The organism is Streptomyces sp. NBC_01264 (genome assembly GCF_026340675.1).
Classification (GTDB): Bacteria; Actinomycetota; Actinomycetes; order Streptomycetales; family Streptomycetaceae; genus Streptomyces.
Map to the genome: position 1 here is coordinate 2,208,041 of NZ_JAPEOX010000002.1, position 12,771 is coordinate 2,220,811.

Sequence of the window (12,771 nt, forward strand, 5' to 3'; positions counted from 1 at the left end):
CGGCGCTAGTCGGTGTCCGTGGCCGCCAGGACGGCGAGGCGCAGGCCGTCCGGGGAGAGGGCCGCGATGCCGTAGTCGTCGCCGTCCTGGTGGAAGAACGCGGAGTCGGCCCTGAAGTGGAACCAGGTGTACTGCTCGGCCAGGCGTTCCACCTCGTCCGCGCTCGCGTGGAACGGAAGGCCGCACAGGCCCGCGAGCGAGCGCCATGCCTGCAGCCGGCCCCAGGCTCCGTACTGGCCGGAGTTGTAGAGACCCCCCATGGAAGCGGTGGCGAAGAGCAGCGACCAGATGTCGCCCACGGGACGGGCGGCTATCTCGAAGCGGTGGGCGGCGCCGAGGTCCGAGACGCACTCCATCGGCAGAGTGGGGAGCAGGGCCGGCACCTGAGCGGGGGTGATGGGCCGGTCGGCCCGGAAGACCCAGGCCTCGGCGTAGCCCCAGTTGTCTTCGGCGGCGGTGACGATGAGGTCGTGCTCGTCCACCGTCACGGAGTTGCGCAGCGGCGACGCCCCGGTCGGCCGGGGGGTCGGCGGATCCAGCCGGCCGCGCTCGGGCAGGCCGCTCTTCACGCCCGAGGACGAGCCGTTCACGGAATGGCGTGTGAAGTCGGGCTCGGTCTCCAGCGCGCGGCGGCGGTCGGGGAGCCAGGCCAGGGGATGCGTCCCCGAGCCGGGGCGCAGGGCCGGGAACGCGTCCGGGTCCACCCCGCGCAGCAGCAACTCGTGGAACAGGCACCGCCGCAGCTCACTGAGCCAGTGGTCCTCGGGGGCGTCCGCGAAGATCGTCCGGTCGAGGTCCGCGGCGGACTGGTGCTGGGCGAGGATCGTCGCCATGAGCCGCAGTTCGAGTGCCATGGATCCGCCGGCGGCCTCCTGGTCACCCAGGAGCTTGAGCAGCAGCGCGACGCTGTCACGGCCCGGGGTCGTGGCGAGGAGCCGTCGGAGGTAGGAGAGGTCGTCCCCGTGGATCCGGGCGGCCCGGGCGGCGGCCGCGTACCGGGAGGCGAGGTTCGAGCCCAGCTCCCGCAGAGGGGCGATGTCGCCTGCCATGGCGTGCTGGAGGGCCTCGTCGCGCGAGATGTATGCGGGTTCGCTGCCGCTGCCGGTCATCAGGTGGTTCGCCTCGTCGTTCACGGTGCGCCAGCCTAGCCACGTGGCCTCCACGAGGGGGGGGTCCAAGGGTGATGACGTATCCATCATGACAGGTCAGAGGCCGTTCTCGTAGGACGGACGGCACAGCCGTTCATCCTTGTCCGAGGCCCTGCGCGGCTCACAGAATCTCCCTCATGAATCCCACGGAGAACATCAATCACGACGCCGTGCTGCGCGCCCGGGTGGCGCTCCTCGGATCGGGCACGCTGCCCGTCCGGGAGCGGGTGGCCGCCTACCGCGTCCTCGTCCAGGTGAGTCCGTTGGCCTATCTGCCCCTGCTGGCCGTCGCGTTGTACGCGTACAGCCGCCAGGAGTTCGCCCACCGGCCCGGCATGGCGCTCGCCCTGCGCGCCGAGTCCGTCGCCGCGGCGCGCAGGATGTGCGCCCTGGAACCCGGGGAGACCCAACTGCTGCTCAGCTCGCTGGTGCACTACCGCGAACAGCTGCTCCTGACGGAGCGTCCGGAGGAACTGGCCTCCGTAGAAGCCGAGATGAGCGCGCTGGTGGCCTCGGGCGGTGGATCGCCGGGCGCGCGCTGGGACCTCAGCGGAGCGTAGCGGCCAGTTCGGCGATGCGGTCGGGGCCGATGCGGCAGCAGCCGCCGACGAGGCGGGCCCCGGCCCGGTGCCAGGCGGCCGTGGGCCAGGGGGTGGAGGTGGCCGGGGCCCGCCAGGTGGCGGTGGCGGGCTCCCAGACCGAGCCGTCGTTGGGGTAGGCCAGCAGCGGTTCGGCGCTGACGGCGGCGGCCGCTTCGAGGGCGGGCAGGACCTCCGCCGGGTCGCAGCAGTTCACGCCGACGGCGATGACCTGCGGTGACCCGGCGGCGAGGGCGAAGGCCTCGGACAGGGGCTGCCCGGCCCGGGTGCGCCCACCCGCCACCGTGTAGCTCAGCCAGGCGCGGGCGCCGGTCTCCGCGAGCACGGTGAGCAGTGCTTCGGCCTCGGTGGTGTCCGGGACGGTCTCCAGCGCCAGCACGTCGGGGCCCTCGGCCAGCAGTGCCGCGATCCGGGGCCGGTGGAAGTCGGCCAGCTCCCGCACGCTCAGGCCGTAGCGGCCCCGGTACTCGGAGCCATCCGCCAGCACCGCCCCGTACGGGCCCACGGACGCGGCGACCCACACCTCGTGCTCCGCCGCCCGGGCCGCCGCGTCGGCCAGCCGCACGCTGCGCCGCAGCAGGGCCGTCGTGCGCTCCGGGCCGTAGCCGCGCCGGGCGAAGGCGGCGTACCCCACCTGGTAGCTCGCGGTGATCAGCACCTCGGCGCCGGCCCGCGCGTAGGCGGTGTGGGCGGCCGTCACCTGCTCCGGGTGCTCGGCGAGGACCCGGCCCGTCCAGAGGCCGCCGGACAGGTCGCAGCCCTGGTCGGCGAGCTGGTTGCTCAGTCCGCCGTCCAGGAGCACGGTCCGCCCGCCGGGGCCGGTGAGGGCCTCGGCGAGCGGTCGGGACGCGCGGGGCACGGTCGGCGTCCCGTCAGCCGAGCTGGGGCTGGACCCGGGAGGAGATCAGCTCCAGGTGGTCCAGATCGCCGAGGTCGAGCAGCTGGAGGTAGAGGCGGGAGGAGCCGACGGCCCCGTAGGCCGCGATCCGCTCCACCACCTCGTCCGGGGAGCCGGCGAGGCCGTTGGCCTTGAGCTCCGCCACGTCCCGGCCGATGGCGGCGGCCCGCCGGGCGACCTCCGCGTCGTCCTTGCCCACGCACACGACGAGGGCGTTGGAGTAGACGAGGTCGCCGGGCGCACGGCCGGCCTGCTCGGCCGCCGCACGGACCCGGCCGAACTGCCGCTCGCTGTCCGCGATCGAGGCGAAGGGCATGTTGAACTCGTCCGCGTACCGGGCGGCGAGGCGCGGCGTGCGCTTCGCACCGTGGCCGCCGATCAGGACCGGGATCTTCTCCTGGGCCGGCTTGGGCAGCGCCGGGGAGTTCTCCACCTGGTAGTGGACGCCCGCGTAGTCGAAGGTGGCGCCGGGCTTGGTCGCCCACAGACCGGTGACGATCTCCAGCTGCTCCTCCAGCCGGGCGAGGCGCTCGGCCGGGAAGGGAATGCCGTACGCCTTGTGCTCCTCCTCGAACCAGCCCGCCCCCAGACCCAGTTCAATCCGGCCGCCCGACATCTGGTCGACCTGCGCGACCTGGATGGCGAGCACGCCGGGGAGCCGGAAGGTACCGGCCGTCATCAGCGTGCCCAGCCGGATCCGCTTGGTCTCGCGGGCCAGGCCGGCCAGGGTGATCCAGGCGTCGGTGGGGCCGGGCAGACCGTCGGCCGCGCCCATGCGCAGGTAGTGGTCCGATCGGAAGAAGGCGTCGAAGCCCAGGTCCTCGGTGGCCTTGGCGACGCGCAGGAGGGTGTCGTAGCTCGCGCCCTGCTGGGGCTCGGTGAAGATACGGAGATCCATGTCTCCATCCTGCCCCTTCGGCCCCGGCCGGGTGAATCTGAGTCACCCGGACACTCCCCGCCGTCCGCGCCAGTGACCAGCCCGGATGGGGATCGTTGGCTCGGACGGAGCCGGACCGCCCGGCCCGCGCGCCGGCGGCCTTCGCCGGTGCGTCCCACCGCCCCCTTCCACCTCACGGAAGGGCCAGGGCCGAGGAGGCCGCCATGTCCCAGGAGTCCGCGCCGGAGATCACCCGGCAATCGCATCAGGACTGTCAGACCGGGCAGGCAGCGCACGACCACGCACGCCAGGAGTCCGCGGTACCCGCCCAGGGCGGCGCGCCGAAGGGCCTGCTGCAGCAGATGGAAGAGCTGATGGCGGCGCTGAACGCCGACCTCTCGCAGCTCGACGCCGACCTCCAGTCCTCCACCGACCGCAGCCCCGCCGATCCGCTGCTCCAGGGCGGCCGCACCCCGGAGAGCGAACACCGCCCGTCCTACCGGCCCTCCTGACCACCCGGGTCCCGTCGCCCGCGACGGGACCCCACCGGAACCCCGGGCCTCACCGGAGCCCCGGGCCCCACCGGAACCCCGGGCCCCACCGGAGCCCTCGGGAGCACCAGGCAGCAATGGGCGGCACCGGGCAGCACGCTCGAGCACTCCGGGGTGCTCCGGAGCACCCCGCGGCACCCCGTCTCAGGCCACGCCGGAAGCGGATCCCCGCTCGCGCACGGCCAGTCGCCGCAGGATCGCCCGGACCCGGTCGCTCGACTCGTCAGCCGCGTCTATCGACTCTATGCACTGCCAGTACAGACCCTCGTCGTCCGTCCCGCAGGCCACCCCGACCAGCGCTATGCCCACTTCCCCGAGCAGCGCCTGGAGCCCGAGCAACGCCTGCCGGGCGTCCGTCACCTCGGTCAACTGCGCGGCCCTCGGCGGGAGATCGGGCGCATAGCCCTCTCCGCGCAGAGCCGCCCGGTCGAGCACCCCGCAGCCCCTGCCTCCCGCTTCTCCCAGCCCCCGCGCCTCCGATCTCAGCTCAGGCGGCCCGGTGACCGCCAGCCAGCTCCCGATGCCCTGTGCGAGGGCCTGTGCCTGCCAGGCCTCGCCCACGATGTCCCAAGCAGCCCCGCTCTGCGCCAGCGCGTGCCGGCCGGCTGCGATGAGCCGTACCGCGTCCATATGCCGTCCCCCGTCCGCACGACATCTCGCCGTTCTCTCCACTACCCAGAGTGAGGGCAACGGGCCGGTAAAGCCAGGGGTATTCGGAAATTGTGGACACCGAAGATGGTTGTGGATATCGCCATCACTCCGAAGAGTGACGATCTGCCCCCGAAGTGCCCGGTACGGGAAACCTCAGCTCGTTCCGCTCGATCTTCGCGGCGAGCGCATCCAGCACATCGACCCCGACCACCTCACAGAACTGCAGCAGGTAGGCGAGCACGTCGGCCACCTCATCGGCCACTCTGTGTGCGGTCTCCGGCTTCTCCATGACCTTCGCGGACTGTTCCGGTGTCAGCCACTGGAAGATCTCCACCAGTTCGGACGCCTCGACGCTCAGCGCCACCGCAAGGTTCTTGGGCGTGTGGAAGGGCTCCCACCCGCGCGCCGCCGCGAACTCGGCGAGCCGCCGCTGGAGCCGGTCGATCCGCTCGCCGGCCCCCTTCTCCTCCCCGGTCACTCCACTCTCTCCGCCCATGCCGTGCTCTTCGCTCATGCGCCCAGGTCTACCACCGAGACGCCCGGTACGCCCCGGGCGGCCCTCGCGCAGGCCTCGCCCACCGAGGCCGCCAGCCTGACCTGCCCGCGCCCGCAGGCCAGTACGGCCAGCCGCAGCAGTTCGGCGGCCTGCCGGCTGTCCAGGTCCCGGTCGAAGCCGTCCGCGAGCACCGTCAGCGCCTGGCGCGCGGTGGGCAGTTCGGCCGCCGGGTCCACGTCCAGCACCCCCGGCCCGGTGAGCAGCACCAGCGCGAGGGCGAGGAAGCGCAGTTCGCCCGCGCCCAGCCGGGCCAGCTCGGTGGCGGGCCGGTCCGGGCCCCGGTCCAGCAGGCCGGTGACCGGGCCGCCCTCGGGAGCCCGTACGTCCAGTCCGGCCACCCACCCCGCGCAGCCGGTACGGGCGGCCCCGGTCAGCAGCCCGTACCGGGTGGTGCACTCCAGACGGGTGCGGCGCAGCACGTCGGCCAGGTTGGCGCAGTCGCCGAGCAGCCGCCCCTCCCCCGGCGCGACCGGCTCCCGCATCCGTTCCGGGCGGGGATCGCAGGGGAACACCGAGCGCAGCGCGACCACGACCTGTTCGGCGGCGGCCAGCACCTGCCGCTGCCCCTCGGTGGACCCGGCCACCCGCAGCGGGAGCAGCGCGGTCCCGAGCCGGTCGTCGGGCAGCGGGGCCCGAGTGACCCCGGTGGCCCCACCGGTCAGCCAGGCCGCCTGTACGGACCGCCGTCCGGGATCGCGCAGTGCGGTGGCGAGGAGGACCTGCCCGTCCACCGAGAGCCGTTCCCCTACGATCCGCAGCGCGGGCTCCGCCTGCACGGCGAGGTCGAGCCGGACCGGCCCGGCGGGGCCGTCGACCGTACAGCCGATCCGGAACCCCCGGCGCCGCTCGGCGTCGGGCACCGCCCGGTCGGGAATCCGTGCCCCCGGGTCGGGGAACACCTCGTCGAGAGTGGCCCCGGCCCCCAGGGCCGCCAAGGCCCCGTAGGCCTCCAGCACCTGGGACTTACCGCTCCCGCTCGGCCCGGCGAAGAGGGTGACGGGCCCAAGGACGAACCGCGCCCCGCGGTGCGCCCCGTAGGCGGAGAGCCGCAACTCGGTAACGGCGGGCCGCAAATGCGGTGCGCCTGCGGCGGGCTGAACGGGGGCCGGGGCCCGCCCCCGGCCCGGAACCTGCCCGGCGACTGCCGCCGGCGCGGAACCCTGCACCGGCACCGATGCCGAGACCAGAACCTGAGCCGGGGACGAGGCCGGTACCGGGGCTGAGGCCGGAACTGAGGCCGGGGCTGAGGCCGGGGCTGAGGCCGGGGCTGAGGCCGGTACCGAGGCCGGCGACGGGACCGGGACCGAGGCCGGGGATGGGACCGGGACCGGGACCGAGGCCGGGGATGGGACCGGGTCTAGGGCCGGGACCGGCGCCGGAGCCGGTACTTGGGCCGGCGCATGCGCCGGAGCCGATACCGAGACCGGAGCCGCGGCAGCAGCCGGGAACGGGCCCACGGCTAACGCCGGACCAGCGAACACGGCGGCTGGCACGGCCGGAGCCGTCGGGGCGGCGGGCCCGGGCAGTGCGACGGCCGGCCCGGCCGCAGCCGTCGAGGCGGCCGACACGGCGGGCACGGCGGCGCGTACGGCCGGAGCCGTCCGGGCGGCAGAAGCGGTCGGCGCGGGTGGTGTGGCGCGAGGCGGCGTCGGGGGTGGCGGGGCCGTGAGGTGGGAGGTCATGCGCGGACGGTACGGGCCGCCGGGGGTCCCGGGGGGCCGGCGAACCGTTCCGTCCGTGGGACCTTCCTACGATCGGGGGACGGCCGCGGCCGCGATCCCCTCCACCTCGGTCCCGACGGGCGCCAGCAGGAAGACGTTCCGGTCGACCCGGTGCATCCCGCTGCCCAGCCCGAAGACCACGCCGCTGCTGAAGTCCAGGATGCGCTTGGCCACTTCGCCGTCCGCGCCCGTGAGGTCCAGCAGCACCGGGATCTGCGCGATCAGGTACTCCGCCACCTCCCGCGCGTCCGCGAAGACCTGGACCCGGATCACCACGAAGCGCCGCTGCTCCGCCGCGGACGCCCCCGGAACCGTGGGGATCGTGCGGTGATCCACCCGGGAGGGCCACTCGTTGCGACTCCGCAGGGGGACCACCTGCGCGAGCCCCTCCCACTGTTCGTCGGTGACGTCGTACCTGCTCACCAGGCCGCCTCGGCCTTGCGCTTCATGTGCATCCCCCCATCCTCTCGCGTTTCACCCGTTCAGCCCAACACCGACACGAGGTAGCTGAGACACCCCCGGCGGGTGACCCCGACTACCCCCACACCGCCCAGTAGGTTAGGTTAGGCATACCTAAGTACGCGCCATCTCGCCACTCAGGACGACGGAGATCCACATGCACCTGCCCACGCCCCTGCCGCTGCCCACCGACGCCGAGCGGGTCCGCTCCGTCCTGGCCGCCGCGCATTCCATGACCGTCGTCAGCGACGGGCAGCGCACGGAGATCCGCCACCTCGACGGCACCGACCCCCTCGGCCGCCTGCACCTGCACCCCGCCGAGCCGGGCGGCCGCGCCGAGCACCGCCCGGCGATCCGGCTGGAGTTCACGGACATCGCGCCCACTCCCGTACGGGACCGCGTGCGCGCCCGGGTCACCCTCGTCGGCCGCCTGCTCACGCCCTACTCCGACCTCGCGGACGAGGGCTCCGACTCCACCTGCGTGGAGTTCGGCCGGGCCGTCCTCGAAACCGCCGACGGCGCCCGCTCGTACGTCGGGCTCGACGAACTGGACGCCGCCCGCCCCGACCCGCTCGCCCCCTCCGAGGCCGGGATGCTCACCCATCTCCTCGACGACCATGCCGAACTCGTCACCCTCCTGCTGCGCCTGGTCCGGCCGCGGCCGGAAGCGGCGACCGGCGCCGGGTCCGCCGTGCTGCGCGCGCTGCCCCTCGCCATGGACCGGTACGGGATCACCCTGCGCCTGGAGGAGCGGCGCGGCCACCACGACGTACGGATCCCCTTCCCCTCCCCGCTCGACGACGTGGAGCAGTCCGGGGCGCAGATCCAGGCCCTGTTCAGCGCGGCCCGGCGCAGCTCGCACCGCAACACCCTGCCCGCCTGAACCGCCCGACCCCGAACGGTTTATTCCGGAAATAGAGCGCCAAAATTCGGAACAACGCCGCCCCGACGTCCCGTTGGGACGATCATGAAGGCAATCACATACACCGCATACGGAACGCCTGACGTCCTCACCCTCACCGAGGTCCCCGAGCCCAAGGTCGGTCCGGGCGAGGTCCTCGTCCGCGTCAGGGCCGCCGGCGTGAACCCGGTCGACTGGAAGCTCGCCGCCGGTTACCTCGACTCGATCCTCGAAGTCCGCTACCCGGTCATACCCGGCTGGGACGTCTCGGGCGTCGTCGAGGCGGTCGGCGAGGACACCTTCGACTACGCCGTCGGCGACGAGGTGTACGGCTACGTCCGCAAGGAGTGGGTGGAGCTGGGCACTTACGCCGAGCTGGCCTCCGCCCCCGTCCGCACCCTCGCCCGCAAGCCGCGCGAGCTGAGCTTCGAGCAGGCCGCCGGCATCCCGCTGGCCGGGCTCACCGCCTACCAGTCGCTGACCCGCGTGGGGCTGCAGGCCGGCGAGACCGTGCTCATCCACTCCGCCGCCGGTGGCACCGGCTCCTTCGGCGTGCAGATCGCGGTCGCGCTCGGCCTGCGCGTCATCGGCACGGCCGGCGCGCACAACCACGACTACCTGCGCTCACTGGGTGCCGAACCGGTCCTGTACGGCGAGGGCTTCGCCGACCGGGTCCGCGAGCTGGCGCCCGAAGGGGTGGACGCCGCGCTGGACTTCTTCGGCGACGACGTCGTCCCGGTGCTCCAGTCCCTGGTCAAGGAGCAGCACCGGGTGGTCTCCATCGCCGACTACACCGCGGCCGCCCAGGGCGCTCACCAGCTGTGGGTCCGCCCGGACACCGCCGACCTGACCTTCCTGGCCGCGCTCGCGGACGAGGGCAAGCTCACCGTCAACGTGGAACACGCGCTGCCGCTCGCCGAGGCGGCGAAGGCCTGGGAGCTGAGTGCCACGGGCCGCACCCGCGGCAAGATCGTCCTGACGGTCTGACGCGGCCCGCAAGCGGGCCCGGACGTGCCGCCGGAGCGTTCCACTCCGGCGGCACGTGGTCCCGTAAGACGGTCAGGAGCGGTCAGGAGGTGATCGGCGGCGCCGTCCCGCCGCCGCCCGCCGGGCCGAGCGAGGGGCCGACCGCCCGCAGGGAGCCCGGGGTGCGCCCCTCGCCCCAGCCGATGTCCCGCCGGTAGCTGCCGAGCAGACCGCGGCCGGCGAGAGCGGCCTCGTCCCGTAAGGCCGGGTCCTCGGGCACCGGCCGGGTCAGCGGGGACACGAACAGCGCGTCCACCGGGCAGTTGGCCTCGCACAGGAAGCAGGTCTGGCAGTCCTCCTGCCGGGCGAGCAGCGGGATCCCCTCCGGCCCCCGCTCGAAGACGTCGGTCGGGCAGACCTCCACGCACTTGTCACAGGCTATGCACCGCTCGGCCGACACCAGCTCGATCATGCGACCAGCTCCGCCGGCCGCGTCCACACACGGTCGAGCCCGCCCGTCACGATGCGGTGGTGCTGCGCCGGGTCCTGCCCCGGGTGATCGAGCCGACGGGCCATCCCGCGGCTCTCCGTGCGGGCCAGCGCGGAGGCGTACATCCAGCGGGCGTGCGCCGTCATGGCCGCCGCCTGCCGGACCTTGACGAGCCCGGCGCCCTCCCCGCGCAGCGAGCGCACCTGTGCCCAGACCTCGTCGAGGGCGCCGAGCGCGCCGGTGAGGACGGAGCCGTGCCGCAGGTAGTTCTTGTCGTACGGCAGCACTTCCTCCTGCACGAGCCGTACGAGTTCCCGTGCCTCCCCGGGCCCGGCCGCGGACCCGGCGTCCCCGGCCGGGCGCAGGCCCGCCCCGCCGGCCCCGGTCACCGGCCGGAAGGCGGCCCGGCCCGAGCCCAGGGCGCGGGCGTACCGGGCCGCGCCCGCGCCCGCCCAACTGCCCGAGGACATCGCCCAGGCGGCGTTGTGGCTGCCGCCTCCGGTGAAGCCCCCGCAGATCTCCTCACGGGTGGCCGCGTCCCCGGCGGCGTACAGCCCGGGGACCGAGGTGGCGCAGTCCTCCCCGGTGATCCGGATCCCGCCGGTGCCGCGGACGGTGCCCTCGGCCAGCAGGGTCACGGAGAAGCGGTCGGTGAAGGGGTCGATGCCGAGCCGGTCGAAGGTGAGGAAGAAGTTCGGCTGCGCGAGCCGCATCGCGGCCTGGGCCGTGGCGTCGGCCCGGTCGAGGCGGGCGTAGACCTTGGCTCCGGTGAGGAGTTCGCGGGCGATGGCGGAGCGGCCGCCGAGGCTGGCGGCGCCCTCCAGGACCTCGCCGTCCTCCCGGTAGAAGGAGGCGAAGGAGTAGAAGGCCGTCTTGGTGACGGAGGTGCCCTCGGGGGCGATCCCGTAGGAGTTGGAGAACTCCATCCCGGACAGCTCGGCCCCGGCCTCGGCGGCGAACAGCGCGCCGTCCCCGGTGTTGGTGTTGGTGCCGAGCGCGCCGCTGAGGAAGGCGCAGCCGCCGGTGGCCAGGACGACGGCGCCGGCCCGGACCCGGTAGGGCTCGCCGGCCTGGCGGCGGTGGCCGGCCGCGCCCGCGACGGCTCCGTCCGCGTCGATGAGCAGCTCGGTGACCGGGCTGTGGTCGAGGATCCGGACCCCGGCGCGGCGGATCCGGATGCGCATCCGCCGCATGTACTCGGGCCCCTGGAGGCCGTTACGGAGCGGTCGGCCGTCGGGGCCGGTCGGGAAGGGGTAGCGCCCTTCGTCGGCCAGCTCGTTCATCCGGGCGTACGTCTCGTCGAGGACCCGGGACATCCACCGCCGGTCGGCGAGGTACCCGCCCAGCCCCTCGCGGCTCGCCATGGCGGCCTCACGGGCCGCCGGCTCCGGCGGGACGTACCAGACGCCGGTGCCGCCGGCGGCCGTCGCCCCGCTGGTGCCGCAGTAGCCCTTGTCGGCGAGGACCACGCAGGCCCCGGCCCCGGCCGCCTTGAGGGCGGCCCAGGAAGCGGCGGGGCCCCCGCCGACGACCAGCACGTCGGCGACGTGCTCGCTCACGCGTCGGCTCCGGCTCCGACGGCCGCCGCGGCTCCGGCCGTGGCGTAGCGGTTGGCGGGGCGCGGCAGACCGTAGTTCTCGCGCAGGGTCCGGCCGGTGTACTCGGTGCGGAAGAGCCCGCGGCGCTGCAGGATCGGCACGACCTGGTCGACGAAGTCGGTCAGCCCGGTGGGGAGCACGGGAGCCATGATGTTGAAGCCGTCGGCGGCCCCCTGGGTGAACCACTCCTCCAGCTGGTCGGCGATCTGCTCGGGCGTCCCCGCGAAGACGCGGTGGCCGCGGCCCGCGCCCAGCCGGGCGATCAGCTCGCGCAGGGTGAGGCCGTCGCGGCGGGCGAGTCCGGCGACGAGCGTGAAGCGGCTCTTGTTGCCGTTGACGTCCCGCTCCTCGGGCAGTTCGGGCAGCCCGCCGTCGAGCGGCAGACCGGTGAGGTCCACGTTCAGCATGTTGGAGAGCTGCGCGAGGCCGTACTCCGGGACCTGGAGATCGGTCAGCTGCTGCTCCAGGGCCTTCGCCTCGGCTTCGGTGGAGCCGATGACGGGGGCGATGCCGGGCAGTACGAGCAACTGGTCCTCGGTGCGGCCGTACTTGGCGAGGCGGGACTTGAGGTCCTTGTAGAAGGTCTGCCCGTCGGCGAGGGTCTGCTGGGCGGTGAAGACGGCCTCGGCGTACTGGGCCGCGAACTCCTTGCCGTCCTCGGAGGACCCGGCCTGGACGAGCAGCGGGTGGCCCTGCGGGGAGCGGGGCACGTTGAGCGGTCCGGCGACGCCGAAGTACTCGCCGCGGTGCGCGGCGGGGTGCAGCTTGTCGGTGTCGGCGTAGATGCCGGCCTCCTTGTCGAGGACGATCGCGTCGTCCTCCCAGCTGTCCCAGAGCTTGGTGGCCACGTCGAGGAACTCGCGGGCCCGCTCGTAGCGGAGGTTGTGCTCCAGGTGCTCGTCGCGGTTGAAGTTGCGGGCCTCGTCGACGCTGCCGGAGGTGACGATGTTCCAGCCGGCCCGGCCGCCGCTGATGTGGTCGAGGGAGGCGAACTTCCGGGCGGTGTTGAAGGGCTCGTTGAAGGTGGTGGAGACGGTGGCGATGAGCCCGATGTGCTCGGTGACGGCGGCGATCGCGGAGAGCAGGGTCAGCGGCTCGAAGCCGCCGACGGCGTTGTACCGGGCCTTGCCCCAGAGGGCCACCCCGTCGGCGAAGAAGATCGAGTCGAGCCGGCCGCGCTCGGCAGTGCGGGCCAGTTCCTGGAAGTAGCTCAGATCGGTGATCCGTTCGGGGCTGCTGGAGGGGTGGCGCCAGGCGGCGTCGTGGTGCCCGGCGTTCATGAGGAAGGCGTTGAGGTGGAGGGTCCGGGGTGCGGTCATTTCATGTCCTCGGGGAGACGGGCGGCGGCGGGGCGCA

The 12,771-nt window shown here is 73.8% G+C and carries 14 protein-coding genes; 4 read left to right on the forward strand and 10 right to left on the reverse strand.

All coding sequences use genetic code 11. From position 1 onward, the window contains the following. Nucleotides 1-5 precede the first annotated feature (5 nt). Nucleotides 6-1,133 carry a DUF6183 family protein gene (locus tag OG435_RS42945; RefSeq protein WP_266885955.1) on the reverse strand — a complete coding sequence of 376 codons (1,128 nt, stop codon included), beginning with the start codon at nucleotides 1,131-1,133 and terminating at the stop codon, nucleotides 6-8. Between the two features lie 152 nt (nucleotides 1,134-1,285). On the opposite strand from OG435_RS42945, the gene OG435_RS42950 reads away from it, so the two are divergent. Further along, nucleotides 1,286-1,708: a hypothetical protein gene (locus OG435_RS42950; RefSeq protein ID WP_266885957.1), complete on the forward strand. Its 423-nt coding sequence runs from the start codon at nucleotides 1,286-1,288 to the stop codon at nucleotides 1,706-1,708. On the opposite strand, the gene mmuM is transcribed toward OG435_RS42950, so the two are convergent. Next, nucleotides 1,695-2,606: a homocysteine S-methyltransferase gene (gene mmuM, locus OG435_RS42955; protein WP_266885959.1), complete on the reverse strand. Its 912-nt coding sequence runs from the start codon at nucleotides 2,604-2,606 to the stop codon at nucleotides 1,695-1,697. The genes OG435_RS42950 and mmuM overlap by 14 nt on opposite strands. A 13-nt stretch (nucleotides 2,607-2,619) precedes the next feature. Beyond that, a complete protein-coding gene (locus OG435_RS42960) occupies nucleotides 2,620-3,543 on the reverse strand; it encodes an LLM class F420-dependent oxidoreductase (RefSeq protein ID WP_266885961.1) in 924 nt (307 codons plus the stop codon). Nucleotides 3,544-3,746: 203 nt separating this feature from the next. On the opposite strand from OG435_RS42960, the gene OG435_RS42965 reads away from it, so the two are divergent. Then, the gene (locus OG435_RS42965; RefSeq protein WP_266886603.1) at nucleotides 3,747-4,034 is read left to right on the forward strand and encodes a hypothetical protein; all 288 of its coding nucleotides are present in this window, start codon (nucleotides 3,747-3,749) and stop codon (nucleotides 4,032-4,034) included. A gap of 183 nt (nucleotides 4,035-4,217) precedes the next feature. Here OG435_RS42965 and OG435_RS42970 read toward each other — a convergent pair whose 3' ends face one another. The 4 genes from OG435_RS42970 to OG435_RS42985 form a co-directional block, all read right to left on the reverse strand. Beyond that, a complete protein-coding gene (locus OG435_RS42970) occupies nucleotides 4,218-4,703 on the reverse strand; it encodes a DUF6099 family protein (protein ID WP_266885963.1) in 486 nt (161 codons plus the stop codon). Nucleotides 4,704-4,827: 124 nt separating this feature from the next. Beyond that, the gene (locus OG435_RS42975) at nucleotides 4,828-5,220 is read right to left on the reverse strand and encodes a nucleotide pyrophosphohydrolase (RefSeq protein WP_266886562.1); all 393 of its coding nucleotides are present in this window, start codon (nucleotides 5,218-5,220) and stop codon (nucleotides 4,828-4,830) included. Nucleotides 5,221-5,234: 14 nt separating this feature from the next. After that, nucleotides 5,235-6,353 carry an ATP-binding protein gene (locus tag OG435_RS42980; RefSeq protein ID WP_266885965.1) on the reverse strand — a complete coding sequence of 373 codons (1,119 nt, stop codon included), beginning with the start codon at nucleotides 6,351-6,353 and terminating at the stop codon, nucleotides 5,235-5,237. 675 nt (nucleotides 6,354-7,028) lie between these two features. Then, nucleotides 7,029-7,424, reverse strand: coding sequence for a cell division protein SepF (locus tag OG435_RS42985; RefSeq protein ID WP_250742110.1), 396 nt, complete (start codon nucleotides 7,422-7,424; stop codon nucleotides 7,029-7,031). 193 nt (nucleotides 7,425-7,617) lie between these two features. Between OG435_RS42985 and OG435_RS42990 the strand changes: the two genes are divergently transcribed. Together OG435_RS42990 and OG435_RS42995 are read left to right on the forward strand one after the other, a co-directional pair. After that, the gene (locus tag OG435_RS42990; RefSeq protein ID WP_266885970.1) at nucleotides 7,618-8,343 is read left to right on the forward strand and encodes a DUF2470 domain-containing protein; all 726 of its coding nucleotides are present in this window, start codon (nucleotides 7,618-7,620) and stop codon (nucleotides 8,341-8,343) included. Nucleotides 8,344-8,427: 84 nt separating this feature from the next. Further along, nucleotides 8,428-9,348 (forward strand): NADP-dependent oxidoreductase, encoded by a 921-nt coding sequence (locus OG435_RS42995; RefSeq protein WP_266885972.1) that lies wholly within the window; start codon nucleotides 8,428-8,430, stop codon nucleotides 9,346-9,348. A gap of 82 nt (nucleotides 9,349-9,430) precedes the next feature. On the opposite strand, the gene OG435_RS43000 is transcribed toward OG435_RS42995, so the two are convergent. Genes OG435_RS43000 through OG435_RS43010 form a run of 3 tightly spaced genes read right to left on the reverse strand, consistent with a single transcriptional unit; the run spans nucleotide 9,431 to nucleotide 12,734 of the window. Then, nucleotides 9,431-9,799: a 4Fe-4S dicluster domain-containing protein gene (locus OG435_RS43000; protein WP_266885974.1), complete on the reverse strand. Its 369-nt coding sequence runs from the start codon at nucleotides 9,797-9,799 to the stop codon at nucleotides 9,431-9,433. Beyond that, nucleotides 9,796-11,376: an FAD-dependent oxidoreductase gene (locus tag OG435_RS43005; protein WP_266885976.1), complete on the reverse strand. Its 1,581-nt coding sequence runs from the start codon at nucleotides 11,374-11,376 to the stop codon at nucleotides 9,796-9,798. The genes OG435_RS43000 and OG435_RS43005 overlap by 4 nt, the downstream gene beginning before the upstream one ends. Beyond that, nucleotides 11,373-12,734, reverse strand: coding sequence for an LLM class flavin-dependent oxidoreductase (locus tag OG435_RS43010; RefSeq protein WP_266885978.1), 1,362 nt, complete (start codon nucleotides 12,732-12,734; stop codon nucleotides 11,373-11,375). The genes OG435_RS43005 and OG435_RS43010 overlap by 4 nt, the downstream gene beginning before the upstream one ends. Between the last annotated feature and the right edge of the window lie 37 nt (nucleotides 12,735-12,771).

Excerpts from the sequence above, each read along its gene's own strand:
- OG435_RS42950 (WP_266885957.1), top strand. The coding sequence starts at position 1,286 with ATGAATCCCACGGAGAACATCAATCACGACGCCGTGCTGCGCGCCCGG.
- OG435_RS42960 (WP_266885961.1), bottom strand. The coding sequence starts at position 3,543 with ATGGATCTCCGTATCTTCACCGAGCCCCAGCAGGGCGCGAGCTACGAC.
- OG435_RS42965 (WP_266886603.1), top strand. The coding sequence starts at position 3,747 with ATGTCCCAGGAGTCCGCGCCGGAGATCACCCGGCAATCGCATCAGGAC.
- OG435_RS42970 (WP_266885963.1), bottom strand. The coding sequence starts at position 4,703 with ATGGACGCGGTACGGCTCATCGCAGCCGGCCGGCACGCGCTGGCGCAG.
- OG435_RS42975 (WP_266886562.1), bottom strand. The coding sequence starts at position 5,220 with ATGGGCGGAGAGAGTGGAGTGACCGGGGAGGAGAAGGGGGCCGGCGAG.
- OG435_RS42990 (WP_266885970.1), top strand. The coding sequence starts at position 7,618 with ATGCACCTGCCCACGCCCCTGCCGCTGCCCACCGACGCCGAGCGGGTC.
- OG435_RS42995 (WP_266885972.1), top strand. The coding sequence starts at position 8,428 with ATGAAGGCAATCACATACACCGCATACGGAACGCCTGACGTCCTCACC.
- OG435_RS43000 (WP_266885974.1), bottom strand. The coding sequence starts at position 9,799 with ATGATCGAGCTGGTGTCGGCCGAGCGGTGCATAGCCTGTGACAAGTGC.
- OG435_RS43010 (WP_266885978.1), bottom strand. The coding sequence starts at position 12,734 with ATGACCGCACCCCGGACCCTCCACCTCAACGCCTTCCTCATGAACGCC.